Annotated in this window: 25 protein-coding genes; 19 read left to right on the top strand and 6 right to left on the bottom strand. The window is 68.9% G+C overall.

All coding sequences use genetic code 11. The features are described from left to right. The first annotated feature begins 146 nt into the window (after positions 1-146). The 10 genes from infA to BM349_RS04855 all read left to right on the top strand — a co-directional run bounded on the left by infA (position 147) and on the right by BM349_RS04855 (position 8,831). Positions 147-368: a translation initiation factor IF-1 gene (infA, locus tag BM349_RS04810; protein WP_017201569.1), complete on the top strand. Its 222-nt coding sequence runs from the start codon at positions 147-149 to the stop codon at positions 366-368. Between the two features lie 65 nt (positions 369-433). Next, positions 434-550: a 50S ribosomal protein L36 gene (gene rpmJ, locus BM349_RS04815; protein WP_056224002.1), complete on the top strand. Its 117-nt coding sequence runs from the start codon at positions 434-436 to the stop codon at positions 548-550. Positions 551-712: 162 nt separating this feature from the next. Next, the gene (gene rpsM / locus BM349_RS04820) at positions 713-1,087 is read left to right on the top strand and encodes a 30S ribosomal protein S13 (protein WP_091703727.1); all 375 of its coding nucleotides are present in this window, start codon (positions 713-715) and stop codon (positions 1,085-1,087) included. 23 nt (positions 1,088-1,110) lie between these two features. Further along, positions 1,111-1,509: a 30S ribosomal protein S11 gene (gene rpsK, locus BM349_RS04825; RefSeq protein WP_091484780.1), complete on the top strand. Its 399-nt coding sequence runs from the start codon at positions 1,111-1,113 to the stop codon at positions 1,507-1,509. A 200-nt stretch (positions 1,510-1,709) separates the two neighbouring features. Then, positions 1,710-2,699: a DNA-directed RNA polymerase subunit alpha gene (locus BM349_RS04830; protein ID WP_091703730.1), complete on the top strand. Its 990-nt coding sequence runs from the start codon at positions 1,710-1,712 to the stop codon at positions 2,697-2,699. A 36-nt stretch (positions 2,700-2,735) separates the two neighbouring features. Further along, the gene (rplQ, locus tag BM349_RS04835) at positions 2,736-3,287 is read left to right on the top strand and encodes a 50S ribosomal protein L17 (RefSeq protein ID WP_091703733.1); all 552 of its coding nucleotides are present in this window, start codon (positions 2,736-2,738) and stop codon (positions 3,285-3,287) included. A 100-nt stretch (positions 3,288-3,387) separates the two neighbouring features. Next, a complete protein-coding gene (locus tag BM349_RS04840) occupies positions 3,388-4,407 on the top strand; it encodes a GNAT family N-acetyltransferase (RefSeq protein ID WP_091703737.1) in 1,020 nt (339 codons plus the stop codon). 162 nt (positions 4,408-4,569) lie between these two features. Beyond that, positions 4,570-6,780: an adenylate/guanylate cyclase domain-containing protein gene (locus BM349_RS04845; protein ID WP_091703740.1), complete on the top strand. Its 2,211-nt coding sequence runs from the start codon at positions 4,570-4,572 to the stop codon at positions 6,778-6,780. Beyond that, the gene (locus BM349_RS04850) at positions 6,780-8,210 is read left to right on the top strand and encodes a mechanosensitive ion channel domain-containing protein (RefSeq protein WP_091703744.1); all 1,431 of its coding nucleotides are present in this window, start codon (positions 6,780-6,782) and stop codon (positions 8,208-8,210) included. Before BM349_RS04845 ends, BM349_RS04850 begins: the two co-directional genes overlap by 1 nt. Before the next feature lie 96 nt (positions 8,211-8,306). Continuing rightward, a complete protein-coding gene (locus tag BM349_RS04855; protein ID WP_091703747.1) occupies positions 8,307-8,831 on the top strand; it encodes a VanZ family protein in 525 nt (174 codons plus the stop codon). Here the strand turns inward: BM349_RS04855 and BM349_RS04860 are convergent. After that, positions 8,828-9,934 carry a glycosyltransferase gene (locus BM349_RS04860; protein WP_091703750.1) on the bottom strand — a complete coding sequence of 369 codons (1,107 nt, stop codon included), beginning with the start codon at positions 9,932-9,934 and terminating at the stop codon, positions 8,828-8,830. The two genes, BM349_RS04855 and BM349_RS04860, sit on opposite strands and share 4 nt — an antisense overlap. Before the next feature lie 249 nt (positions 9,935-10,183). Between BM349_RS04860 and BM349_RS04865 the strand changes: the two genes are divergently transcribed. The 3 genes from BM349_RS04865 (at position 10,184) to BM349_RS04875 (ending at position 13,078) form a co-directional block, all read left to right on the top strand. After that, complete coding sequence (locus BM349_RS04865; RefSeq protein WP_091703754.1) at positions 10,184-11,578, top strand: hypothetical protein; 1,395 nt, start codon at positions 10,184-10,186, stop codon at positions 11,576-11,578. A 76-nt stretch (positions 11,579-11,654) separates the two neighbouring features. Further along, a complete protein-coding gene (truA, locus tag BM349_RS04870; RefSeq protein ID WP_091703758.1) occupies positions 11,655-12,533 on the top strand; it encodes a tRNA pseudouridine(38-40) synthase TruA in 879 nt (292 codons plus the stop codon). Beyond that, positions 12,530-13,078 (top strand): YdcF family protein, encoded by a 549-nt coding sequence (locus BM349_RS04875; RefSeq protein ID WP_091703762.1) that lies wholly within the window; start codon positions 12,530-12,532, stop codon positions 13,076-13,078. The genes truA and BM349_RS04875 overlap by 4 nt, the downstream gene beginning before the upstream one ends. Position 13,079: 1 nt before the next feature. Here BM349_RS04875 and BM349_RS04880 read toward each other — a convergent pair whose 3' ends face one another. Beyond that, on the bottom strand, positions 13,080-13,475 hold the full coding sequence (locus tag BM349_RS04880; RefSeq protein ID WP_091703766.1) for a hypothetical protein: 396 nt from the start codon (positions 13,473-13,475) through the stop codon (positions 13,080-13,082). Positions 13,476-13,549: 74 nt separating this feature from the next. Beyond that, positions 13,550-14,248 (bottom strand): signal peptidase I, encoded by a 699-nt coding sequence (lepB, locus tag BM349_RS04885; RefSeq protein WP_091703770.1) that lies wholly within the window; start codon positions 14,246-14,248, stop codon positions 13,550-13,552. 134 nt (positions 14,249-14,382) lie between these two features. Here lepB and BM349_RS04890 point away from each other — a divergent pair, with 134 nt between their 5' ends. Further along, positions 14,383-15,069 (top strand): endonuclease/exonuclease/phosphatase family protein, encoded by a 687-nt coding sequence (locus BM349_RS04890; protein WP_091703775.1) that lies wholly within the window; start codon positions 14,383-14,385, stop codon positions 15,067-15,069. Positions 15,070-15,079: 10 nt separating this feature from the next. On the opposite strand, the gene BM349_RS04895 is transcribed toward BM349_RS04890, so the two are convergent. Together BM349_RS04895 and BM349_RS04900 are read right to left on the bottom strand one after the other, a co-directional pair. Continuing rightward, positions 15,080-16,390, bottom strand: a complete 1,311-nt coding sequence (locus BM349_RS04895) for a UDP-glucose dehydrogenase family protein (protein ID WP_091703780.1) — start codon at positions 16,388-16,390, stop codon at positions 15,080-15,082. Between the two features lie 34 nt (positions 16,391-16,424). Continuing rightward, a complete protein-coding gene (locus tag BM349_RS04900; RefSeq protein ID WP_091703783.1) occupies positions 16,425-18,176 on the bottom strand; it encodes an alkaline phosphatase family protein in 1,752 nt (583 codons plus the stop codon). 83 nt (positions 18,177-18,259) lie between these two features. Between BM349_RS04900 and BM349_RS04905 the strand changes: the two genes are divergently transcribed. From BM349_RS04905 to BM349_RS04915, 3 genes are all read left to right on the top strand, one after another. Continuing rightward, positions 18,260-18,895 carry a hypothetical protein gene (locus BM349_RS04905; protein WP_091703786.1) on the top strand — a complete coding sequence of 212 codons (636 nt, stop codon included), beginning with the start codon at positions 18,260-18,262 and terminating at the stop codon, positions 18,893-18,895. A gap of 177 nt (positions 18,896-19,072) precedes the next feature. Continuing rightward, positions 19,073-20,467: an alanine--tRNA ligase-related protein gene (locus BM349_RS04910; protein WP_091703789.1), complete on the top strand. Its 1,395-nt coding sequence runs from the start codon at positions 19,073-19,075 to the stop codon at positions 20,465-20,467. A 110-nt stretch (positions 20,468-20,577) separates the two neighbouring features. Next, entirely contained in the window at positions 20,578-22,071 is a 1,494-nt protein-coding gene (locus tag BM349_RS04915; RefSeq protein ID WP_139230884.1) for a hypothetical protein, read from the top strand. 45 nt (positions 22,072-22,116) lie between these two features. On the opposite strand, the gene galU is transcribed toward BM349_RS04915, so the two are convergent. Next, entirely contained in the window at positions 22,117-23,022 is a 906-nt protein-coding gene (gene galU / locus BM349_RS04920) for a UTP--glucose-1-phosphate uridylyltransferase GalU (protein ID WP_091703797.1), read from the bottom strand. A gap of 251 nt (positions 23,023-23,273) precedes the next feature. Here galU and rplM point away from each other — a divergent pair, with 251 nt between their 5' ends. Together rplM and rpsI are read left to right on the top strand one after the other, a co-directional pair. After that, the gene (gene rplM, locus BM349_RS04925; protein ID WP_091703805.1) at positions 23,274-23,720 is read left to right on the top strand and encodes a 50S ribosomal protein L13; all 447 of its coding nucleotides are present in this window, start codon (positions 23,274-23,276) and stop codon (positions 23,718-23,720) included. Positions 23,721-23,750: 30 nt separating this feature from the next. Further along, positions 23,751-24,230, top strand: coding sequence for a 30S ribosomal protein S9 (rpsI, locus tag BM349_RS04930; RefSeq protein ID WP_091703808.1), 480 nt, complete (start codon positions 23,751-23,753; stop codon positions 24,228-24,230). Positions 24,231-24,238: the final 8 nt, after the last annotated feature.

The raw sequence follows: 24,238 nt of genomic DNA on the forward strand, positions 1-24,238 counted from the left end.
GCCGGGCCCAGACCGGCTCAAGTTGCCGCGGCTTCCACTATCACGTATGCTTGATCCTTGGTGCGTTGCGCCTTCATCGGCGTGTCCAAGCACCGGAACCCCACCCAAAACGCAGACCGACCAGTCTGCTGAGCGTTAGCGAGTGTATGGCGAAGAAAGACGGTGTCATCGAGATCGAGGGCGTGATCTCCGAGGCGCTTCCCAACGCGATGTTCCGCGTTGAGTTGAGCAACGGACACAAGGTCCTCGCCACGATCTCGGGCAAGATGCGGCAGAACTACATCCGCATCATTCCGGAGGACCGCGTCGTCGTGGAGCTGAGCCCCTACGACCTCACGCGCGGCCGAATCGTCTACCGCTACCGCTAGACCGGTCGAGAAGTAACACCCCAGGCTTCGGCCTGCCCGGTGAAGACAGCGAACAGGAAAACACAATGAAGGTCAACCCGAGCGTCAAGCCCATCTGCGATCACTGCAAGGTGATCCGCCGTCACGGCGTCGTCATGGTCATCTGCAAGTCGAACCCGCGTCACAAGCAGCGCCAGGGCTAGTCCACAGATCTCATTCCGGATGCCGGTGCCCCCGCCATCCGGAACCACCACAACTGAACACATACTCGGCAGGACCAGATCCTCTTCGGAGGGGACACCTCGGGCTGGAGGCCCGGGCACCGATCCTGCTCCACACCTCCACAACACTCCCAGGAGAACCGCATGGCACGTCTTGCCGGCGTTGACATCCCGCGCGACAAGCGCGTGGTGATCGCCCTCACGTACATCTACGGCGTTGGTCCGAACCGCTCGAAGGACATCCTCGCAGCGACCGAGATCAGCCCCGACATCCGCGTCAAGGACCTCAGTGACGACCAGCTGATCCAGCTGCGCGACTACATCGAGGGCAACTACAAGGTGGAGGGTGACCTCCGTCGCGAGGTCGCCGCCGACATCCGCCGCAAGGTCGAGATCGGCTCCTACCAGGGCATCCGCCACCGCCGCGGCCTGCCCGTGCACGGTCAGCGCACCAAGACCAACGCACGCACCCGCAAGGGACCCAAGCGCACTGTCGCCGGCAAGAAGAAGGCGCGCTAGGGCGCGGCTAGGAGAACAAGAACATGGCTGCACCCAAGACCGCCGCGCGCAAGCCGCGTCGCAAGGAAAAGAAGAACATCGCGCTGGGCCAGGCCCACATCAAGTCGACGTTCAACAACACGATCGTCTCGATCACCGACCCGGCCGGCGCCGTCATCAGCTGGGCCTCGTCGGGTGGCGTGGGCTTCAAGGGCTCGCGCAAGTCGACTCCGTACGCCGCAGGCATGGCAGCCGAGTCGGCCGCCCGCCAGGCGCAGGAGCACGGCGTCAAGAAGGTCGACGTCTTCGTGAAGGGCCCGGGTTCGGGCCGCGAGACCGCCATCCGTTCGCTGCAGGCCGCCGGCCTCGAGGTGGGCTCCATCAACGATGTGACGCCGCAGGCGCACAACGGATGCCGTCCCCCGAAGCGCCGCCGCGTCTGACATCCCTCGGCTGCACAGCGGCCTGCTCGAGCCCGTTTCGGCGTCGAGCAGGCCGTGCAGCGGCCGGGGTCTCGATACGGCGCTCACGCGCCGACCCGACCACCGACGAGCAGGCCCGCAAGGGCACGCCTGAGAAAAACTCAACACTCTCACCCACTGCACGTGTCATATAGCGGACACGTGATCGAAAGGAACACATAGTGCTCATCGCACAGCGTCCCACTCTGACCGAGGAGAAGATCGGGGAGTTCCGCAGCCGGTTCATCATCGAGCCGCTCGAGCCCGGTTTCGGTTACACGATCGGCAACGCGCTGCGCCGCAGCCTGCTGTCGTCGATCCCCGGCGCCGCCGTCACCAGCATCCGCCTGGACGGCGTCCAGCACGAGTTCAGCACCATCCCGGGTGTGAAGGAGGATGTCACCGAGATCATCCTCAACATCAAGCAGCTCGTCGTCTCGAGCGAGCGCGACGAGCCGATCACCGCGTACCTGCGCAAGACGGGTGCCGGCGAGGTCACGGCCGCCGACATCTCGGCTCCGGCCGGCGTCGAGGTGCACAACCCCGAGCTGGTCATCGCGACGCTCAACGACACCGCGAAGTTCGAGCTCGAGCTGACGATCGAGCGTGGCCGTGGCTACGTCTCGGCGACCCAGAACCGCAACGAGTACGCCGAGTCGGGTCAGATCCCGATCGACTCGATCTACTCGCCGGTGCTCAAGGTCAGCTACCGCGTCGACGCGACGCGCGCCGGTGAGCGCACCGACTTCGACAAGCTCGTCCTGGATGTCGAGACCAAGAACTCGATCGCCCCGCGGGATGCCGTCGCTTCGGCCGGCCGCACCCTCACCGAGCTGTTCGGTCTGGCGCGCGAGCTCAACGTCGAGGCCGAGGGCATCGAGATCGGCCCGGCACCCGTCGAGACCGTCCTCTCGAACGAGCTGTCGATGCCGATCGAGGACCTCGACCTGTCGGTCCGCTCGTACAACTGCCTCAAGCGCGAGGGCATCAACACCGTGTCGGAGCTCGTCGCCCTGTCGGAGACGCAGCTCATGAACATCCGCAACTTCGGTCAGAAGTCGGTCGACGAGGTGCGCGACAAGCTCATCTCGCTCGGCCTGTCGCTGAAGGACTCGGTTCCCGGGTTCGACGGCGCGCACTTCTACGGCGGATACGACGACGAGACCGTCTGATCCCCCGATCGAGAATCCACACTGGAGTAACTGAGAATGCCTAAGCCCACGAAGGGTCCCCGCCTCGGCGGCGGTCCTGCCCACGAGCGCCTCCTGCTGGCCAACCTCGCGGCCGCCCTGTTCACGCACAAGAGCATCACCACGACCGAGACGAAGGCCAAGCGCGTTCGCCCGCTCGCGGAGCGTCTCGTGACGTTCGCCAAGCGCGGCGACCTGCACGCCCGCCGTCGCGTGCTGTCGGTCATCGGTGACAAGGAAGTCGTGCACGTCCTGTTCACCGAGATCGCGCCGCTGGTGGCCGACCGTGAGGGCGGCTACACCCGCATCACGAAGATCGGCAACCGCAAGGGCGACAACGCCCCCATGGCCGTCATCGAGCTCGTCCTCGAGCCCGTGAACCCGAAGCCGAAGAGCGCCAAGAAGACCGCGAAGGCCGCTCCGGCCGCAGCCCCGGTCGAGGAGACTCCGGCCGACGAGGCCGAGGTCGTCGAGGCGGACGAGGCTGCGGACGCCGCCGCCGAGATCGCTGCGGACGACGTCGAGGCCGAGGAGGCCGCGGTCACCGCCGAGGCCGCCGAGAAGGCCTGAGCCGCTCCACAGCTGCACCCGTGAGACCCGCGTGCCCTTCGGGGCCCGCGGGTCTCACTGCGTCCGGGGACGCCCCGCTCCTGCTGGATAGGGTGAAGGGATGAGTGCCGACAAGCCCCTGGCGGAGCGACTCGATGCGCAGCCGCCGGTCGTGCCGCAGCATCCCGATGTCGCGTTCCGGCCGGCGACGGTCGCCGACATCGATGCGATCCACACCGCGATCGCGGCATCCGATCGGCGCGACCATCCGACGTGGGTGACCCCGCGCGAGGAGATCGCCGACGTGTTCGAACTCTCGCACGTCGACGTCGCGCGCGACACGCTGCTCGCGATCGCGCCGGACGGATCCGTCGCGGCGATGGGCTGGGCGATGCTGCATCCGAGCCAGGATGCCGCGCTGCACGCATACCTGCAGGGCACGGTGCACCCCGACCGGCGTCGCCGTGGCGTCGGCACCGCCCTGATCGGCTGGCTGTACGCGCGCGCCGCCGAGATGCTCATCGAGACCGGGTCGAGCGCCGATGCGGCGATCTTCCAGTACGTCGACGAGAGCAACGCGGATGCCGCGACCCTCGGCGAACGGCTCGGGCTGCGCACCGAGCGGTGGTTCACCTCGATGCAGCGCGACCTGTCGGAGCCGATCGAGGGGCCGGACGCGAGGGATGGCGTGGTCCTGGTCGCGTACACGCCCGACCGGGCCGAGGACGTGCGCGAGGCCCGCAACGATGCGTTCCGCGATCACTGGGGGAGCCTGCCGAGTCCGGCGGAGCGCTGGGCGCAGTTCGTGAACGGGCCGTTCCTGCGCCCCGACCTGTCCACCCTGGCTCTGGTCGATGGCCGGGTGGCGGCGTTCTGCCTCGCGTCGGTGAACGAGGAGGACTGGGCGGCGCTGGGCGCCCCGAACACGTACATCGACCTGATCGGCGTGGTCCGCGATCAGCGCGGCCGCGGCCTCGCGCCTGCTGTCATCGCACGTACGCTCGAGGCGGCCCGTGCCGCCGGGCTCGAACAGGCGGTGCTCGACGTGGACACCGCGAGCAAGACCGGTGCGAACCGGCTGTACGAGCGGCTCGGATTCCGCGCGACGCAGCGCCAGCAGGCGCTCGTGCGCCACTTCTAGTCCGGCCGGCGGTTTCGGTATCACAACGGCCCTCTGCGCGCTCTATGCCCGAGAGAACGCGCGGGGCTATCCTGGGCGAACCCTCTGTGCAGCAGGGAACGGCCGGGGGTCTGGGGATCTGCGGCATCGTCCGCTAGGGCAGAGCGCATCAGGGAGCGCACGATGGCAGCACCGAACATGCCGGTTGCGGCATCCGGTGCGCCTGCCTCCAGTCCGGCATCCACCGAATGGGTGGGCACTCCGCGCGCCCGCCGTCGTGCCGGTCTGTCGATCTACAGCATCCTGCTGATCATGCTGCTGTCGGTGAGCGTGCTCTCGAGCATCGTCGTGGGCATCATCGGATACGTCAACGGCACCGAGGCGCTGCGCACGATCGCGTACGAGAAGCTCGTCGAGATCCGTGAGAACCGCGCGCGCGAGGTCACGCAGCTGTTCTCGACGATCGAGAACGCCGTGCGACTCGGAGCGATGAACGAGACCAGCAAGCAGGCGGCGATCGCCTTCACGGAAGGCTTCGCCGCGCTCGACCAGCAGCCGGTCGACTCGGCCGACAGCTCCGCATTGGCGGCCTACTACCGCGACGAGTTCGCCGCCGATCTGTCGGAGGCGACGGGGGAGGACGTGGACGGTGCGAGCTTCGCGCCGCGCACCCCGGCCGCAAAGTACCTCCAGGCCAAGTACGTGATCCCCTACGACAGCTGGGAAGAGGCGATCCTCACCGACGACGCGGGCGACGGCAGTGCCTGGTCGGCGGCGCACGCGAAGTACCACGACTACTTCCGGGCGATGACGCAGCTGCAGGACTTCGAAGACGTGCTCATGATCGACACGCAGGGCAATGTGGTCTACAGCGCGTTCAAGGGCGTCGACCTCGGCACGAACCTGCTCGACGGCCCGTACCGCCTCTCGAACCTGTCGGAGGCGTACCGCAAGTCGATGAGCCACAACATCGTCGGCGAGGTCGTGCTCGCCGACTTCGCCGCGTACAGCCCGAGCCTGGGCAATCCGGCGGGCTGGGCGGTGACCCCGGTCGCCGTGGACGGCGAGGTCGTCGGCGCGCTCGCGATCGAGCTGCCGATCGACCGCATCAACGAGGTGATGACCGCCTCGGGCGAGTGGCAGATCAACGGCCTCGGCGCGACCGGGGAGACCTATCTCGTCGGACGCGACGGACTCATGCGCTCCATCTCGCGCGAACTCGTCGACGACCCCGCCGCCTACGAGGATGCCGCCGTCTCCGCAGGTCTGTCGCCGAACTCGGCGGCGATGAGCGTGCAGAACGGCAACACGCTGCTGCAGCAGATCGTGAGCGGCGCAGCGGTGACCGCCGCGCTCGCCGGCGACAGCGGCACGATGCTGGAGCACAGCTACCTCGGCCGTGACAGCCTCACCGCGTTCGCCCCGCTGAACATCGACGGACTGAACTGGGTGATCGTCGCGCAGGAGGCCTCGGCCGAAGCGCTCATCCCGGTCGAGGACTTCACGCGCAACCTGATCCTGTCCACCGCCGGGATGATCATCTTCGTCTGCCTGCTCTCGCTCGTGCTCGCGCAGGTGTTCGTGCGGCCGCTGCGGCGACTGAAGACCGCGGCCCGGCGCATCGCCGCGGGCGAGGAGGGCGTGCAGGTCGATGCCGGCTCCTCCGATGAACTGGCGGACGTCGCCACGGCGTTCAACGACATGAGCCGCAGCCTGCAGGTCAAATCGAATCTCATCGAGGAGCAGGAGCGCGCGAACGAGAACCTCATCCTCTCGTTCATGCCCGAGGGCATGGCCGACCGGTACAAGCACGGCGACGAGGCCATCACGCAGGAGAACGAGGACGTCACGGTCATCTTCGCCGACATCGTCGGCTTCGAGGAGATGGCGCTGTCGATGACCTCCGAGGAGGCGGTCGCCAAGCTCAACGACCTCATCCGCACATTCGACGAAGCTGCGGAGCGGTTCGGCGTCGAGCGCGTGCGCACGACGCGGCAGAGCTATCTGGCCAGCTGCGGCCTGGGCACCCCGCGCGTGGACAATGCCCGCCGCGCGGTGGAGTTCGCGATCGAGATCGACACGATCCTCGAGCGCTACTCGGCGCAGCAGGGGGTCAAACTCGATCTTCGCGCCGGGCTGGACTCGGGCCAGGTCACCAGCGGACTCATCGGGCGGGCGCGGGTCGTGTACGACATGTGGGGGGATGCCGTGAACCTCGCGTTCCGCGTGCAGGGCGACTCCGACGAGCCGGGCATCTACATCACGCAGCGCGTCGCCGACCGCATCCCGGACACCGTCCAGATCACGCCGGCCGGTGACGTCTCGACGCAGAGCGGCACCCAGCGGGTGTGGCGCATCGAGACCGTGGTTCCGGTGGTCGAAGGCTCCGGCTGATGGCCGACATCGTCTCCCAGCCCTGGTTCTGGCCGGCGGTCATCGTCTCGGTCGGACTCCCGCTGCTGCTGATCGGGCTCACCGAGATGCACAACGCCATGGCGCGCCGCGGCAGCCGCGCCGCGCCGATCGTGCTGATGGTGCGCAACTACCTCGTTCCGGTCGCCGGCGTGCTGGTGCTGATCAGCCAGCCCGGTGCGTGGGAGGGCGAGGGCACCTGGCCGAAGGTCGTCACGACGATCTTCGGGCTGCTCGTGATCCTCGTCGTGATCAACGCGATCAACCACCTCGTGTTCCACCGCGCCGAGAAGGGCTCGTGGCGCGACCGGTTCCCGACGATCTTCAGCGACCTGATCCGGTTCGTGTTCATCCTCGTCGGGATCGCCCTGCTGTTCTGGTGGGTGTGGGGCGCCGATGTCGCCGGCATCTTCGCGGCACTGGGCGTCACATCGATCGTGGTCGGCCTCGCGCTGCAGAACGCGGTCGGCTCCGTGGTGTCGGGCCTGTTCCTCATCTTCGAGGCGCCGTTCCAGCTCGGCGACTGGATCGAGACCGGCGACGTGCGCGGTCAGATCATCGAGGTGAACTGGCGGGCGATCCACCTCGACGTCGGGAACGGGACCGTGGTCATGCCGACCTCCGAGCTCGCGGGCGGATCGTTCACGAACCTGTCGCGCAGCCCGGAGCCGTACGCGGCCCAGCGCGCGTTCTCGTTCGCGACCGATGATCCGCCGGCCCGGGTGCGGGCGCTGCTGGTCGATGTCGCGCGCGACATCCCGCTCGTCTCCGCCGACCGCGACCCCAGCGTCGCGACCCTCGACGGCGCGCAGTTCCAGGTCTCGATCCCGCTGCAGTCCCCCGGGGACAAGGATGTGGTGCTCGACGCCTTCTCGACGCGTCTCTGGTATGCCGCGCGCCGCGCCGACCTGCACCTGAACGGGGACGTGACCGACGAGTGGAACACTCCCGGCCGCCTGCAGGACGCCCTGCACCAGATCGCCCCGATCCTCAGCCTGCGTCCGGAGGATGCCGAGGCGCTCGCCGTCTCGGCTCGCCTGGAGCGCTTCTGCCAGGGCGAGGTGATCCTGAGGCCCGGTATGATCCCGACCGCGACCAGGTACATCCTCGCCGGCCGGGTGATGCTCGGGATCCCGACCGATGCGGGCCTGGTCCAGGTGACCGAGCTCGGGCGGGACGACGCGGTGGGGCTGACCGCGCTGACGCGCACCCAGACGATCTCTCGCGCCATCGCCCTCACCGAGCTCGAGGTGCTCACGATCCCGGTGCATCTGCTCGATGACGTGGTGCGCGCGCACCCGGTGCTCGCCCGTGAGATCGTGCGTGAGAACGACAACCGCGTGCGCCTCGCCCGCAGTGCGCTCGCGGCGGTCGGCGAGCACCTCGCCCCGGGGCGCAACGTCTTCGGCTGAGCGCCGCCGGTGCTCCCGACCCTCGAGTCCCCGGATTCGTCGGGTAGGCTCTCGCTCACGCGCATCAGCGTCGCGGCGCCCTATCGAGAGGCCCGCATGACTTCCGCTGACGCACCCGACCGTCGTCCCCGCAGCTCCTCGCGCGCGATCGCGAGAGCCCTCCTGACGGTGTACGCGATCACGCTCGCGCTGATCGCCTTCTGGCCGGTGCCCGTCGATTCCGATGCGGGGCCGCTGCTGCGCCAAATCACCCTGGCGTTTCCGCCCCTGACCTATCCGCGCATCGAGCTGCTCGCGAACATCCTGCTGTTCGTCCCGCTCGGCGCGCTGCTGATGCTGATCATCCGCCGGCGGTACCTGATCCTGCCGATCGCGGTCGCGGTCACCGCGGTGATCGAGTGCTCGCAGGCCCTCATGCTCGACAGGCGCACGCCGAGCATGCTCGACATCATCGCGAACACGGTCGGGGCATGCGTGGGAATCCTGATCGTCGCAGCACTCCAAGGGGTTCGGCGACGCGAGGCGGACCACGCCGTTCCGAGGACCGTCGGCGCGCGGTCGTCCCGGACGCTCCCGCCGAGCCGGTCGCCCGGCCTGCGCGGCGCCCGGTCGCGGGTCTAGGCCTGCTCGGCGACCCAGTCCTGGATCTGTCCGATGAAGCGCGCGCGCGAGAAAGCGAGCGTGCGCTGACGGAAGTCGGCCGGATCGAGGTCGGTGGCGCGCTGGAGCAGATCGTTCCAGTCGGTGCCGTGATCGAGGTCGGCCGTGATCCCGCCGCCGACCAGTGTCACGCTCTCGTGCACACCTCCGATGTCGCTGCCGATCACCGGAGTGCCGCACGCCATCGCCTCGACGGGCATGATCCCGAAGTCCTCGACGGCCGGGAAGACGTACGCGACCGCGTTCGCGTAGAGCGCGCGGATGAGTTCGTTCGAGGGCGAGATCACGAACGTGACATCGGCGCCGAGCTCGACGGCGAGGGACCGGAGGCGCGCTTCGCTCGGACCGGCACCGGCGATCACCACCGGGAGCCCCGTCGCCACGCCGGCCTCGATCACCTTGTGGAGCCGCTTGTACGTGACGAACCGCGATGCTCCGAAGAGGTAGGGCCGCTTGAGGGAGTCGAGCAGCCGCTGCTCGGAATCGACGAGCGGCGTGCGCCAGTCGTCGATGGCGGTGAGCAGCTCGGTGTCGACCGGCGGATAGATCACGCGAGAGGGCTGGTGCCAGGCGTTGCGCACGCGCTCCCCGGTGAACGAGCTGTTGACGGCGATCGAGGTGGCCTCGGCCGAGCGGTGCCGGTCGATGGGCTTCAGCGCGGCGCTCGCCGCGCGCACGAAGGGGTTGCGGCCGCGTCGATCCCGGTCCGGCTCCCAGATGTAGCGGGCCGGCGTGTGCGTGTAGACGAACTTCTTGGTCGCCTTGGGCGTGCGCACGTGGTGTGCGAACAGATGAGAGCTGACCAGCACCCAGTCCGGATCAGATCCGAGCGGCAGGCGCCAGGTCGGCAGCATCGCGGGAAGCGCCAGCGCCTTGTGGTGGCGCAGCGGAGTGCGGGCGAGCCAGGACTCGGTGACCGTGCGGTCGAAGAGCTCGGGTGCGTCGCTCCACAGCACCCGGACGTCGGCATCCGGGAATGCGTCGGCCATCGCCTGGAGAACACGCTCCGCGCCGCCCCAGCGTTCGACCCACTCATGGATGATCAGTCCGGACTGCGCGCGCATAGGAAGCTCCGTGTGCGCATGGCTCGCAATGGAAGTAGTGATGGCAAACTCCGTCTCCGAAGCAGGACGACGTCGAATCGTGGATTCGGGTTACCACGGCGACGCATCCCACCGGCGCCCGCTTCCCCAGGTCGCAGACGCACTTCAGGCAACGCTACCGTGTACCGGGGGATAACGATAGACCTCACCTCCGCCCGTTCGCTACCCACTCGACCATGCCCGGCGACGCGTTCCACGTACACTTCCGGTGTGCCCCGTACTCTCCTCGTCGATGCCGTCGGCTCCTGCATCGCCATCGATCTGAGCGCGCTCGATGACGGCGACGAGGCGGCCGTCCGGGCCGCCTGGGCGGATGCCGCGGCCGACGCCGGTGCCCGCGCCGTCGCGACCGTGACGCCGTACGACACCGATCGTTCGAGCATGCTCTCGGCCCTGTCGCAGCAGGTCACGCTGGCGGCGATCGAAGCGGCGCGCGGGCGTGCCTGGATGCTGCACGCCGCGGGGATCGCGACACCCGACGGAGACGTGGTGGTGCTGGTGGGTCCCTCGGGGCGAGGCAAGACCACCGCGTCGCGGGCGCTCGGCGCCGTGTACGGCTACGTGTCCGACGAGACGATCGCGATCGACCACGACGGCCGGGTGTGGCCGTACCGCAAGCCCCTGTCGGTCATCGAGGATCCCGCGGCGCCGAAGACGCAGCATCCACCGTCCGCCCTGGGCCTGCGGCCGCTGCCGTCCGCCGAGCTGCGCGTCGCGGCGGTCGTGCTGCTCGATCGCGACGAGGAGCACCCGGAGTCGCCGCTCGTCGAGGTGACCGACCTCGGGACCGCGCTCGAGGCGCTCGTGTCGCAGACGAGCTTCCTGCATGACCAACCCGCCCCGCTGCGATTCATCGCGGCGCTCGCGACGGCGACAGGCGGCGTCCGGACCGTGAAGTACCGGGACGCCGCGACGCTCCCCTCCGTGATCGCGGACCTCATCCGCCCGTCGGCGGCGATCGTGCTGCCCGAACGGCCGGCTCACATCGCCCCCGTCGCCGACCCCGAGCACCTCGGGCCGCGGTTCTCGCGGGTCGAGGTCGTCGACGAGGTCTCGGTCGAGGATCCGGACCGCATCGCCCTGCTCACCATCACGGGCCACCAGGGGCACGTGACCCTCCTGGGAGGGATCGGGCCGGCGGTGTGGCGTGCCGCCGATGGCGCGACGCTCCGGCAGCTGACGGACGCTGCGGTCACCGCTCACGACCCGCCCGAGGACTTCGATGCGGAGAGCGCTGTGCTCGCCGCGGTGGGACTGCTGCTGGATGCCGGACTGCTGAGCTCGGACGAGCCGGTCATCGCCCGGCGCGACGAAGTGGTCTGGGTCGATGTCGACGATCCGGCTACCGCTCGGCCGGTCGGCCCCGACATCGACGACCAGCTCGCACGGGCGGCGGCGCTCACGGGGTCCACGGCGCTCATCTGGGAATGGCTGGATGAGCCTCGCACCATGACGCAGCTGATCGTCCGAGCGATGATGACAGGATCGGACCCCGCAGGCGATGCCGTCGACGACGTGCCGACGGCGGTCGCGGAACTGATCGAATCCGGCCTGCTCGAGGAGCGGGTCCTCCAGCCGGGCGCGCCGACCTTCGTGGTGCGCTGAGGCGGCGCGTCAGCACCACGCCCTCTCGCCGAACGGGCTGATAGGCCGTGCCAGGGTGCGCACTTAGGCTTGGCGGGTGCGCATCCGCCTCGACATCGCCTACGACGGGACCCACTTCCGCGGGTGGGCGCTGCAGCCCGGCCTGCGCACCGTCCAGGGCACGGTCGAGGGCGCCCTCGCGCGGATCCTCGGCGGTCAGCCGCGGCTCGTCGTCGCCGGTCGGACTGACGCCGGCGTTCACGCGACCGGACAGGTCGCCCACCTCGATCTGGATGCGGACCAGGAGCGGCGCCTGAGCCAGGGCAGGGGAGGGGTCTTCGACGATCCGACGGGCTCGGCGACCCAGCCGGATCCGGCCGCCGCGGCGGCCGCCGGCAGGCTGGCCACGCGCGTGCGCGGTGTCGTGGGCGCGTACTCGGATGTCGCGGTGCAGCGCACCACGCTCGCCCCCGACGGCTTCGACGCGCGATTCTCCGCGGTGTGGCGCCGATACTCGTACCGGATCGCCGATGAGCGGTACGACCCGCTCGAGCGGCACCGGACCACGACCGTGCGCGGGCGCCTCGACGCGAACGCGATGGATGCCGCTGCCCGCTCGCTCATCGGCCTCCACGACTTCGCCGCGTACTGCAAGCCTCGCGAGGAGTCGACCACGATCCGCACCCTCCTCGAGTTCGACTGGCGACGGGATGCCCAGGGCGTGCTGCTGGCGAACGTGAAGGCCGACGCGTTCTGCCACAGCATGGTGCGCGCACTCGTCGGCGCGTGCGTCGCGGTGGGTCAGGGCCGGCTCGCCGTCGAGGATGTCGTCGGCATCCGCGATGCCGTCCGGCGCACGAACGACTTCACGGTGCTCGCTGCGCGCGGGCTCACCCTCACCGAGGTCGGCTACCCCGCCGATGAGCTTCTCGCCCAGCGAGCGGAGCAGACCCGGGCGCGACGGGACCGCGAGTGAGCCGGCTGCTGCGTGTTCTGCTCACGATCATCGCGGGGGTGTGGCTTCTCGTCCTGATCGCCCTGCCGCTGTGCGTGTTCCCCGCCGTCGATGAGATCCGCCCGAGCGATGCCGTCTTCGTGCTGGGACCCCCGATGGATGCGCGCCTGGAACTCGCGGAGCGGCTGCGAGATGAAGGCATCGTCGACGAGATCGTGATCTCGGTGCAGCCATCCGGAGGTCAGACGGCGGGCGACACGGCCCTCTGCCGGGAGCCGGGGGTCACGTGCGAGGTGCCCGATCCGTACACGACGCGCGGCGAGGTGCTGCTGATGAGCGAGCACGCGCGAGCGACCGGGGAGTCATCGGTCATCGTCGTGACGAGCGTGCCGCACGTCGCGCGTGCGCGCTACATCTTCGGCAAGTGCTACCCCGGAGAATTCACGGTGCTGGCCGTCGGGCGTCCGGCCGACGCATGGCAGTGGGCGCAGCAGTCCGCCTACCAGTCGGCCGCTCTCGCGAAGGCCCTGTTCGAACCCTGCCCGGTCGCCGCAGACGTGCGGTGACTCAGGCGCTGACGCTCAGCGCGCCCGGCCGCTTCGAGGCGAACAGCTGGATCAGATTGTCGGCAGCGTCGTGGCCGGCCGGATCCGACTCGTCGTCGAACGCCTTCGCCAGCACGTCGGCAGCCTGCTCGATCGCGAGCGCGCGGTCGAAGGCGCGGCGGTGGCGCTCGACCGAGCCCGCGGCATCCGCGTACGTGGCACGGAGGCGAGCGCGAGCCGCTTCGCCGATCGGCGATGGTGCGAGGTTCGACTCGAGGGCCCGCGCGGCCTGATCGCGCTCCAGTTCGCTTCGCCGCAGCGCGCGTTCCGCGAGCAGTCGATCGCGGTGGGCCGACTCGAGCAGCTCCGTGCGACTGTGCTCCGTGCGACTGTGCTGCGCGCTCATCTGAATGGTCATCGCGAGACCCTCCTGTCGGTGTCAGTTCTCACACCTGAAGAGGCGGCAGCGGCCGTTTTCGTACATCGAGTCCGCTAGAGCGCACTCCAGCGGGTGAAGGGCCAGAAGACCAGGGCGGCCTTGCCGACGATGTCGGATCGCACCGCCCATCGCCAGCAGTCCGCGGCAGAGTCCTCGCTTCGGCAGGCGGCTGCCGAGTCCGAGGAGTTCGCCCGGTTGTCGCCGAGCATCAGGTACGAGTCGGCGGGCACGGTGATCGGGTCCAGGCAGCGCGCCGAACGGGGGGTCGTGTCGCAGTCGAATTCACCCGGTTCGAAGGGGAAGTCGTTCGTGACGTACGGCTCATCCAGGGCTTCCCCGTCGACCAGCAGTCGCCCGTCGTCGCTGCAGCACTCGACTGTCTGGCCGGGCGCGGCGATCACCCGCTTGACCAGGGTGTGCGCGCTGGAGGGCCCGAAACCGGTGACCTCGCCGACCCATCGCAGCGCTCCGCGGATCGGATCGGAGGGGGATTCACCCTCGATGTCCCAGGTCGGGCCCGCGTCGAACACGACCACATCGCCGGTCGCGGGCGATGCGCCGAGATATGCGAGCCGGTTCACCAGCACGCGGTCCCCGGGCTGCAGAGTGGCCTCCATGGACCCCGACGGCACCCAGTACGGCTTGGCGACGAAGCTCAGGATCAGCCCGGTCACGACCAGCGCCGCGGCGAGGTGGAACCACGTGCTTCCGAGGACGCGTCGCCACCAGGGGCGGGGGGTTGTCTCGGACACCCCCTCACGGTACCTGGTGGCCGGGGCGGCGCTCGGCGGCGTTCGCTCGTCACTCCGCGTCGGCTGTGAGGTCGGCCAGTGATTGTCAAGGGGACACCCGCGCGAAACCTCACCGCCCTAGGCTGGGGATCGATATGAAGGTCATCTCATACAACCTCCGCAAGCACCGGGCCGCAGGCGAGCTCACGGCACTGGTCCAGCGCCACGGCGCGGACGTGCTGTGCCTGCAGGAGTGCGACACTGCCGACATGCCGGCATCCATCGGAGATCTGCGTCTGGCCGAAGCCACCTCGCGCAATCGTCTGGGTCTGGCCGTCTATTACCGCGAGAACACGTTCCGCCTCATGGAGGTGCGCTCGATGGCGCTGAAGAAGTCGATGCACGACCGCGTGCTCAAGCCCGCCGAAGAGCGGATGCTGGGCGTGAGGCTGCACGACATCGACGAGAACAGGGACGTGATCGTGGCGTCGTTCCACGCCGCGCCGCTCACCGCGCTCAATTCGCTGCGGCGCCATCAGATCCGCACCGCGCTCACCGAGCTCCAGCAGCTCGGTGACGGGCTTCCCGTGCTGATGGTCGGCGACTACAACTATCCGGTCTTCAAGGAGAACCTGAGCCAGAAGGTGCGCGAGCACGGGTACGAGCTGAACCTCAGTGACGCGCGGACGTACACCCGCTACCGCTTCTTCCGCGGCCACTACGATTTCGCGACGTCGGTCGGCCTCGAGATCGACCGCGTGCGAACCCTCCCGCAGGGTCGGAGCGACCACCTGCCCATTCTCGTGACGGCCACGATCTCAGAGGCGGCGAAGGCCGCCTGAGGCCGCGGCGTCAGGGCCTGCCCATGCCGTAGTACTCCCACCCGGCCGCGCGCCAGGCGGCGGCATCCAGGCAGTTGCGTCCGTCCACCACGATCCGGCCCGCGACGAGGCCGGCAGCGTGGGCCGGCGAGAGCTCCCGGCGGTACTCGTCCCACTCGGTGACGACGATCACGGCATCGGCGCCGGTCAGCGCTTCGTCGCGGTCGGTCACGAAGCCGAGCTGCGGGTGGGTCCTGCGCGCATTGTCGATGGCTGCCGGATCGGTGACGGTGACGAGTGCACCGAGCCCGCGCAGCTGTGTCGCGACGTCCAGCCCGGGGGAGTCGCGGATGTCGTCGCTGTGGGGTTTGAATGCCGCGCCGAGCACGGTGACCCTCTTCTCGAACACCGTGCCGCCCAGAGCCGCGACGACCAGCTGCACCGCGCGCTCGCGCCGACGGAGGTTGATCGCGTCCACCTCGCGCAGGAAGGCCACCGACTCACCCCGGCCGAGCTCTTCGGCCCGCGCAGAGAATGCACGGATGTCCTTGGGGAGGCATCCCCCGCCGAAGCCGATGCCGGCGCCGAGGAAGCGGCGGCCGATGCGGGCATCGTGTCCGATGGCGTCGGCGAGCTGAGTGACGTCCGCGCCGGTCACTTCGGCGATCTCGGCCATGGCGTTGATGAAGGAGATCTTCGTCGCCAGGAACGCGTTGGCGGCCACTTTCACGAGCTCGGCGGTGGGCCGGTCGGTCACGAGGAACGGGATGCTGCGGGCCACGGCGGGATGGTAGACCTCACGCAGCACATCGGCTGCGCGCTCTCCGGCAGCGCCGGATGCGACCCCGACGACGATGCGGTCGGGGTCGATCGTGTCCTGGAGCGCCCAGCCCTCGCGCAGGAATTCGGGATTCCAGACCAGGGTGGCGCCGGTCGCCTCGATCCGGGGCGCGAGGTCCGCGGAGGTTCCCACGGGCACTGTCGACTTGCCGGCGACCACGTCGCCGGGCCGGAGGTGGGGCAGCAGTGCGTCGACCGCCGCGTTCACGAACGTGAGGTCGGCCGCATTGCCGTCCTTCTGCTGCGGGGTGCCCACGGCGATGAAGTGCACGGCCGCCCCGGCTGCGGCGGCCATGTCCGTCGTGAAGGTCAGGCGGCCGGACGCGATGCCGTCCGCGAGGATCTCGGGCAGTCCGGGTTCGAAGAAGGGCGCCTCTCCGCCGGAGAGCGCGGCGATCTTGCGGCGGTCCACGTCGATGCCCACCACCTCATGGCCGATCGAGGCCATCGCCGCCGCGTGGACGGCGCCCAGGTAGCCGCATCCGATCACGGACAGCTTCATGCTCGAACCCCTCTTCGACCGCGGATCCCGCCGGTCACTTGGCGTCGTCGGTGGTGCCGAACAGCCCCTTGCCGAAGCGGCTGATCGCTTCGTAGGCCTCCGCGTACGTCTGCGGAGCCTTGCTGCCCGGATTGAATCGGGCCAGCAGCAGCCCGGTCAGTCCTTGCGCCGGGGCCGTGAGCGGACGGTGCTTGTGCTTGGTGGCCGCGGCGGCAGCGTCGTCCTCCTCCGGATTGCGCCCCTTGTAGAGCGCCTTCGGCTTGGGCCAGCTGTACGGCTGGCGGGGCTCCGTCAGGTTCACCGAGTTGAAGATCGGATTCGCGCTCTGGTCGCGGAGCGTGAGCGGCGGCAGGCCGTGCTGGCGGCAGATCGTGTTGATCACCGACCCGTGATGCATCTCGTCATGGATCACCGTGTTCGGCGCGGTGTAGGCGCTGACCACGATCGTCGGGACGCGGCATCCCAGCCGGTCGAACGTGAATCCCATCTCACCCGATCCGCTGCGATCCGGTGGCGTCGCGGTCGGCGGGGGAACATGGTCGTACGTGCCGCCGTGCTCGTCGAAGGTGATGACCAGCGCGGTGTTCATCGCGTTCGAGCCTTTGGTCGCCTTGCTCGTGCGGATCGCGTCATAGACGTGCTGAACGAGCTTGTCGCCCGCGCGCACATCCGAGAGGGCGCTGTTGTACACCGGGAACATCCGGCCGTCGATCTCGACGTCGTCCTCGTGGATCTTCTGGCCCCACGGCGGATGCATGTCGTTGTGGTTGAAGACCATGCGCGGCTCGATGAAGCTGTATGCGGGGAGGTCGCCGTTCTTGGCGTCCTCCAGGAACTGGCTCATCACGCGGAAGTGGGTCTTCCAGTACTGCTGCAGCACCGGCGCGTGCAGCAGTCCGGTCAGCGACACGAGCTGCGACGGGTCGTAGTAGATGCGCCACGGGATGCCGGCCTCTTCGAGCCGGTTGAAGATCGTGGTGGCGGGCGGGCCGTTGATCCACTTGTAGTAGCTGTCTCCACCGTGATTGGTGACGTACCCGTTCGATGTCGAGGCGTGGAAGAAGAGCCGGTTGCAGAACGTCTGCGAGGGCACCCCGGCGTGCCAGGCGTCGTACACGGCGAACTCGCGGGCGAGCGTTGACAGGACCGGCATCATCTCGGGCGAGAATCCGCCCATCGCCACTTTGTACTCGGCGGCGGTCGGGAGCCTGCCCTTGTCCCGCTGGAAGTTGATCGCGAAGTCCCTCACGAAGCCGGACATGTCGGCCGTCGCCTCGATCGGCGGGGTGTTGAACGGCGGCAGCTGACTGTGGTGACGGATGTCGGCGTTCGTCGGCGGGTCGACCGTGCCGAACAGCTGCGTGTTGACGTGGGGATACGTCTCACCCGGGTCGGGCTGCGGCGACTGCATGACCGTGTCGGTGGCGCCGTCGTACACATAGGCCGGAACCGTCTCGCCGTCGAGTCCGAGGTTGGAGTAGCTGCCCTGGGCGAGCCCGTCGAACTCGTCCTTGGACTTCTCATCCGCCGTGTAGAGCCACCCGAGCATGTTGTCGAAGCTCCGGTTCTCGAACATCACCACGACGATGTGGTCGAATCCGGGCGTCGTGCGCTTGGGGAGCGGATCGAACTCGGGGGGATGCGCGGTCGCCGCAGCCGTGACCGCAGCTCCGGCGGCCCCGCCGATCGCGATGCCCGCCGCCCCGATGCCGGCTTTGCGCAGAAAGTCGCGGCGGGAGGTCGCCGGCGGCTCACCGGGTGAGGCCGGCGTGTTCGATTCGCTCACGGCCCCCCTAGATCGCACGGCTTTTCGCCAGTATAAGGTCTCGCTGAAAGGGCCGGCCGGGGCCCAGCCGCTAGTGTCGAGCCATGATTCCAGAGGTCCGCTTCGACCGGAACGCGCGGTACGGGGCCGCGATGGTGGGTGTGATGTTCGCCGCGTTCCTGAACATCGCCACCGACTTCAGCGCCTTCATCCAGGCTGCCAATTACGCGGGCGCCCTGGGCACGGATGTGCCGGCGGTGGACTTCGTGCAGTTCGTGGTGCTGCTGGGCCTGTACATCGCGTCGTTCATCCTCATGCCCGCCTCCGGCGCCCGCAGGCTGGGCGCGGTCACGCTCGCGAGCGTCGTGCTGCTGCTGTGGGCGACGGTCGGCATCGAACGCGGAATCGGCAACATCACCGAGCCGATCGCGTTCTGGACCTTCGTCGTGAATCAGGGCATGATCACGCTGGTGGTCGCACTCGGCGGCTGGCTGATCGTCCGCGGACGGCATCCGCTGTGCTTCGTGGTGCTGCTGCTGGCGCTCATCCCGCCGATCGTGAGCCGGATCCTCGTGGACGTCTCGGCCACGTCGGGCGCGTACACCCTCGTCACGGAGGCGATGGTGGTCGTCTTCGGGCTCGGCGGGGCGTGGCTGGCCGCGCTGATCGACCATCTGGTGCGAGGGCGCTCGAAGGTCGCGACGACGGATGCCGAAGACGGGGTGGCTGTCGAGGCGTAGACGGCGCGGGTCGTCAGGACCCTTGTGGTGGAGGACTCAGGAATTGCACCTGCGAGGCGCCTCAAGTGCGCGTCCCCCGAAGAGTTCGAGTGTATCGATCCCCCGGGGTGGTAGACAAGTCGCGAAGGGAGACGTGCCGAGGCTCTCCAGCCGACGGGGGATCGGCGCGTCAGGTGAATGACCGCTGACGAGATCCGACGCATATTCCTCGAGTTCATGGCCGAGCGCGGTCACATCGTGATTCCCCGGGCCCCGCTGATCCCGAAGGACGATCCGACCACGCTGTTCACCGGGAGCGGGATGCAGCCGCTGCTGCCCTACCTGCTCGGCGCGGATCACCCGGCAGGTGCACGACTCGCCGACAGCCAGACGTGCCTGCGCGTCCAGGACATCGAGGAGGTCGGCGACAACCGCCATACGACCTTCTTCGAGATGCTCGGCAACTGGAGCCTCGGCGACTACTTCAAGCAGGAGCAGATTCCGCAGGTGTGGACGTTCCTCACCGAGAAGGTCGGCCTCGATCCCGCGCGCATCTACGTGTCGTGCTTCAGCGGCGACCCCGAGAACGGCATCCCGAAGGACGACGAGTCCGCCGCGATCTGGACGGGGCTGTTCGAGAAGGCGGGGATCTCGAGCGCGCAGGTGGATCTCGGAACGGAGGAGCACGCGGCTGCTGTCGGCACCGACGGTGCCCGGATCGCGTTCTACGGCAAGAAGAACTGGTGGTGCCGCGGCGGCAAGGCCGAGGACATGCCGGTCGGGGAGCCCGGTGGTCCCGACACCGAGATCTTCTACCTCTTCCCGACGGTGGAGCACGACCCCGCGTACGGCCGGCACTGCCATCAGAACTGCGACTGCGGCCGGTTCATCGAGCTCGGCAACTCGGTGTTCATGGAGTACCGACGCACCGAGTCGGGCTTCGAGCCGCTTCCGCGACGCAACGTCGACTACGGCGGAGGGCTCGCCCGCATCGCCGCTGCCGCGATGGACACTCCTGACGTCTTCCGCATCGGTCTGCTCTGGCCGATCATCGAGCGACTGCAGGAGCTCTCGGGGAAGACCTACGAAGACGAGACGCGCGCGATGCGCGTGATCGCCGACCATCTGCGCGGCGCGACCTTCCTCGCCGTAGACGGCGTGCAGCCGGGCAACAAGGCGCAGGGATACGTCATGCGCCGCCTCATCCGCCGAGCCGTGCGATTCGCGTTCGAGCTGGGCCTCGAGGAGAACTTCTTCCCCCAGATCATCCCGACGATCGCCGGAATCTACGAGGCGCACTTCCCCGAGGTCGCCGAACACGCCGAGTACGTCGAGCGCATCCTCGTGAAGGAGGAGCAGGCGTTCCGGCGGACCCTGCGGAAGGGCCTGAAACAGCTCAACGCGTACCGCGCCACCGGCGTCACAGGGCAGGAGCTGTTCGTCCTCTACGACACATACGGATTCCCGGTCGAGCTTTCCACGGAAGAGGCGGAGCGGAAGGGCATCGCCGTCAGCGCGGGCTGGCAGGCGGAGTTCGACGAGCAGATGGCCGCTCAGCGCGCCAGGTCGCAGCATCCCGTTCCGCACACCTGATACTGCCGCCTCGACCGTGTAGGCTGACGCCGCTTCTATCCTGAAGCGAGGTGGCGCACGTGACAGCATCCCGAGAGCCAGACATCCAGCCGCAGAAAGACGCGGCAACGGTGCCTGGCGCGCCCGCGGCCGGCGAGGAATCCGAGCGTGCGCGGGAGCTGGCTGAGCTCTTCGGACGCGCTGCCGAGCAGGAGACCGAACGGGCCGACGAGCAGTCGGATGACGCCGGCGAGAGGCTCGCGGCGCTCTTCGCCGAACCCGCTCGCGAGGAGGCATTCTCGACCGCGCCGGTCGCTGCTGCTGCGAAGGACAGGCTGCCGGCGACACCGCCGGCGGCTGTCGAGCCATCCGCGTACCAGGACGACCTGCCGGACGACGAGCCGATCGTGATGGCCGGTGCCGGCGCCGTCGCATCCGCGGCCGTCGTGGAGCCGGTCCGGCAGGACGACGCGCCGGCGGAGGCCGTGGAGGACGACCCGCTGGCCTGGCTCGGCCTGGTCGAGGAGCCGGCAGTCGAACCGACGGAGAAGAAGAGCGCGGCCGCGACGGCGGGCTGGGCGGGCATCGTCGGCGGGGCAGCCGTTGCCGGGTCGGCGTCCGCGGCGGCGCCGGAACCTCCGGCGGCCGAGAAGACTGCGGTGCTTCCCGCAGCCACCGAGGTCGGCACCTCGGCCGGTGCGTTCTTCCCGGCGGAGCGCCGGCGCGGCATCCGGGGCTGGAGCACCCGCGTGCGGTGGTCGGTCGCCGTGTCGATCGTGCTGCTGATCGGCGTCATCGCCGGTTCGGTCGTGATCGCTCAGATGCTCGCCGCGAACAACCTCGCCGCGCAGGAGCTCGCCGCCGCCGTCGCCGAACTCGAGGCGGCCGAGACAGCGGCCACGGAGCCCGAGTCGGTGCTGAAGGACTCGGTCGCCGCATACGACGAGAGCGTGCTGCTCGCCCGCGGCACCGCAGACAGCGCGGGGCCGGCCCTGGCGGCGGTGGTCGGCGTCACCGAGCAGGCACCCCTCGATGCGGCCAATGCGGCCCTGGCCGCCCTGACCGCCCAGCTCGACGCCGACTCGCTCGCCGATCCTCCCGCGCCGTATGAGCGCGGCGACGTCGATCTCACCGACATCGATGCCGTGCGCGCGGCAACGGCGACAGCCGAGGATCACGGGGAGAGCATCACAGCCGCGACACGCGCAGTGGGGGCCGCGCAGACCTCGCTGCAGGAGAAGCTCGTCGCCCTCCGCAACGCGCAGGTCGCGCTCGGAGTCACGATCCCCGAGACCGCCGTGCGCATCGTGGGCGAGAACGAGGAGGCGGAGCAGAGCCTGCGCGACGCGGTGATCGCGGCGTCGCTCGCGGTCGGCGCCGCGCAGAACGCCGGCGCATCCGGGGATCCCGAGCTGATCGCGTACGCGGCCGCTGTCGCCGCGATGCGCGCCGATCAGGAGCGTGTGATCAACGGCGACACGCAGGAATCCGAGACTCCGACGACGGAGACGAACCCCGAGCCTGCGCCGGCGCCCGCGCCGACGCAGGAGCCGGTCCCGGAGCCTGTGCCGCCACCGACCGAGCCGAGCACTCCACCGGGCCCGACGCCGCCCACGCTGCCGTAGGACGGCTGCCCGGCGCGCGCCCGCCTCCGACCCGGTGCGGGTGGGTCAGTTGCGGGCCGGAATCAGCGTCGGTGCCATCTCGGCGATCCACGCGGCGAGCTCGGGGCCGAGATCTTCGCGATCCAGGGCGAGCAGGATGCTGGATTTGAGGTAATCGAGCCGGTCACCGGTGTCGTACCGGCGGCCGGAGAAGATCACGCCGAGCACGGGCCCGGCGATCGCCTCGTCCGCGGCGAGCTCCTCGAGGGCGTCGGTGAGCTGGATCTCGCCGCCCTTGCCGGGTTCGGTGTTCTCGAGCACCTCGAAGATCTCCGGCTTGAGCACGTATCGGCCGATGATCGCGAGATTGCTCGGAGCCTCGGCGGCGGCGGGCTTCTCGACGAGCGCCCTGATCCTGACGACATCGGCCTCATCGGTCGGTTCGACGTCCGCGCACCCGTACAGGTGGATCTGCGAGGGCTCGACCTCCATCAGCGCCACGACGGTGGCAGACCGGGCGAAGGACACCTCGATCATCCGCGAGAGGAGCGGGTCGCGCGCATCGATGAGGTCGTCGCCGAGCATGACGGCGAACGTCTCCCGGCCGACGTGCTTCTTGGCACGCAGGACTGCGTGGCCGAGACCCTTGGGATCCCCCTGGCGGACGAAGTGGATGTCGGCCAGCGAACTCGGCTCCATCACACGTGCGAGCTTGCCGTGATCGCCCTTCGCCTCGAGCGTGTGCTCGAGTTCGGTGACGCGGTCGAAGTGATTCGCCAGGGCGTTCTTGTTGCGCCCGATGATCACCAGGATGTCGTCGATGCCTGCCGCGACCGCCTCTTCGACGACGTACTGGATCGCCGGCTTGTCGACGACCGGAAGCATCTCCTTCGGCATCGCCTTCGTGGCGGGGAGGAAGCGGGTGCCGAGGCCGGCCGCGGGGATGACTGCCTTGATGGAGGGAGTGGTCATGTGCCGACCGTAACGGCGGGATGTGAACCGCGGGTTTCGCAACGGTCACGCCAAGTGGCGGTCCACTCGCGCTCGCGGTTTGGTCGCGGCATCCGGATGCCGTAGAATCGATCCTTGGTGCCTGCGCCCTGCTGGCCGTGCACCGCGAACGTGAGCCCTCCACTGGCGTGTTCCGTCGGCCCTCGGCCGGAGAACCACCCCGGAGCGGGATTCACGAACATCTCCGTTCGAATCAAGAAAGCAGCACTATTGTGACGCGCACGTACACCCCCAAGGCTGGCGAAGCTCAGCGTGAGTGGCTTGTCATCGACGCCACCGACGTCGTCCTCGGCCGCCTCGCGAGCCACGCCGCGGCTCTCCTCCGCGGCAAGCACAAGGCGACCTTCGCTCCCCACATGGACATGGGCGACTTCGTCATCATCATCAACGCCGACAAGGTCGCGCTGACGGGCCAGAAGCTCCAGAAGAAGAAGGCCTACCGCCACTCGGGCTACCCGGGCGGGCTCAAGTCGGTCACCTACGAAGAGCTCCTCGCGAAGAACCCCGAGCGCGCTGTCGAGAAGGCCGTCCGCGGCATGCTCCCGAAGAACAGCCTGGGTGCGCAGCAGCTCACCAAGCTCAAGGTCTACCGCGGCGCCGAGCACCCCCACGGTGCGCAGCAGCCCAAGACCTTCACCCTCGACCAGGTCGCCCAGTAAGCGCCTCCCAGACTGACTAAGGACACACTCGTGGCGAAGATCGAAGAATCCACCGAAAGCAACTTCTCGACCGAGACCCCGGTCGACCAGGCGGCTGTCGCCGCCCCGCGCCCCGTGCTCAGCGTTCCCGGCGCTGCGGTCGGCCGTCGCAAGCAGGCCATCGCCCGCGTGCGCATCGTCCCCGGCTCGGGCGTCATCACCGTCAACGGCCGCTCGTTCGAGGACTACTTCCCGAACAAGCTGCACCAGCAGCTGGTGACCGACCCGTTCACGGTGCTCAACCTCACCGACGCGTACGACGTCATCGCGCGCATCTCCGGCGGCGGCCCCTCGGGCCAGGCCGGCGCGCTGCGCCTCGGCATCGCCCGCTCGCTGAACGGCATCGACGAAGAGAACAACCGGGCCACCCTGAAGAAGGCCGGCTTCCTCTCGCGCGACGCGCGCGTGAAGGAGCGCAAGAAGGCCGGTCTCAAGAAGGCCCGCAAGGCTCCTCAGTACTCGAAGCGCTAGGTCGGAAT

It is taken from the genome of Microbacterium sp. cf046 (genome assembly GCF_900114345.1).
Taxonomy (GTDB): domain Bacteria; phylum Actinomycetota; class Actinomycetes; order Actinomycetales; family Microbacteriaceae; genus Microbacterium.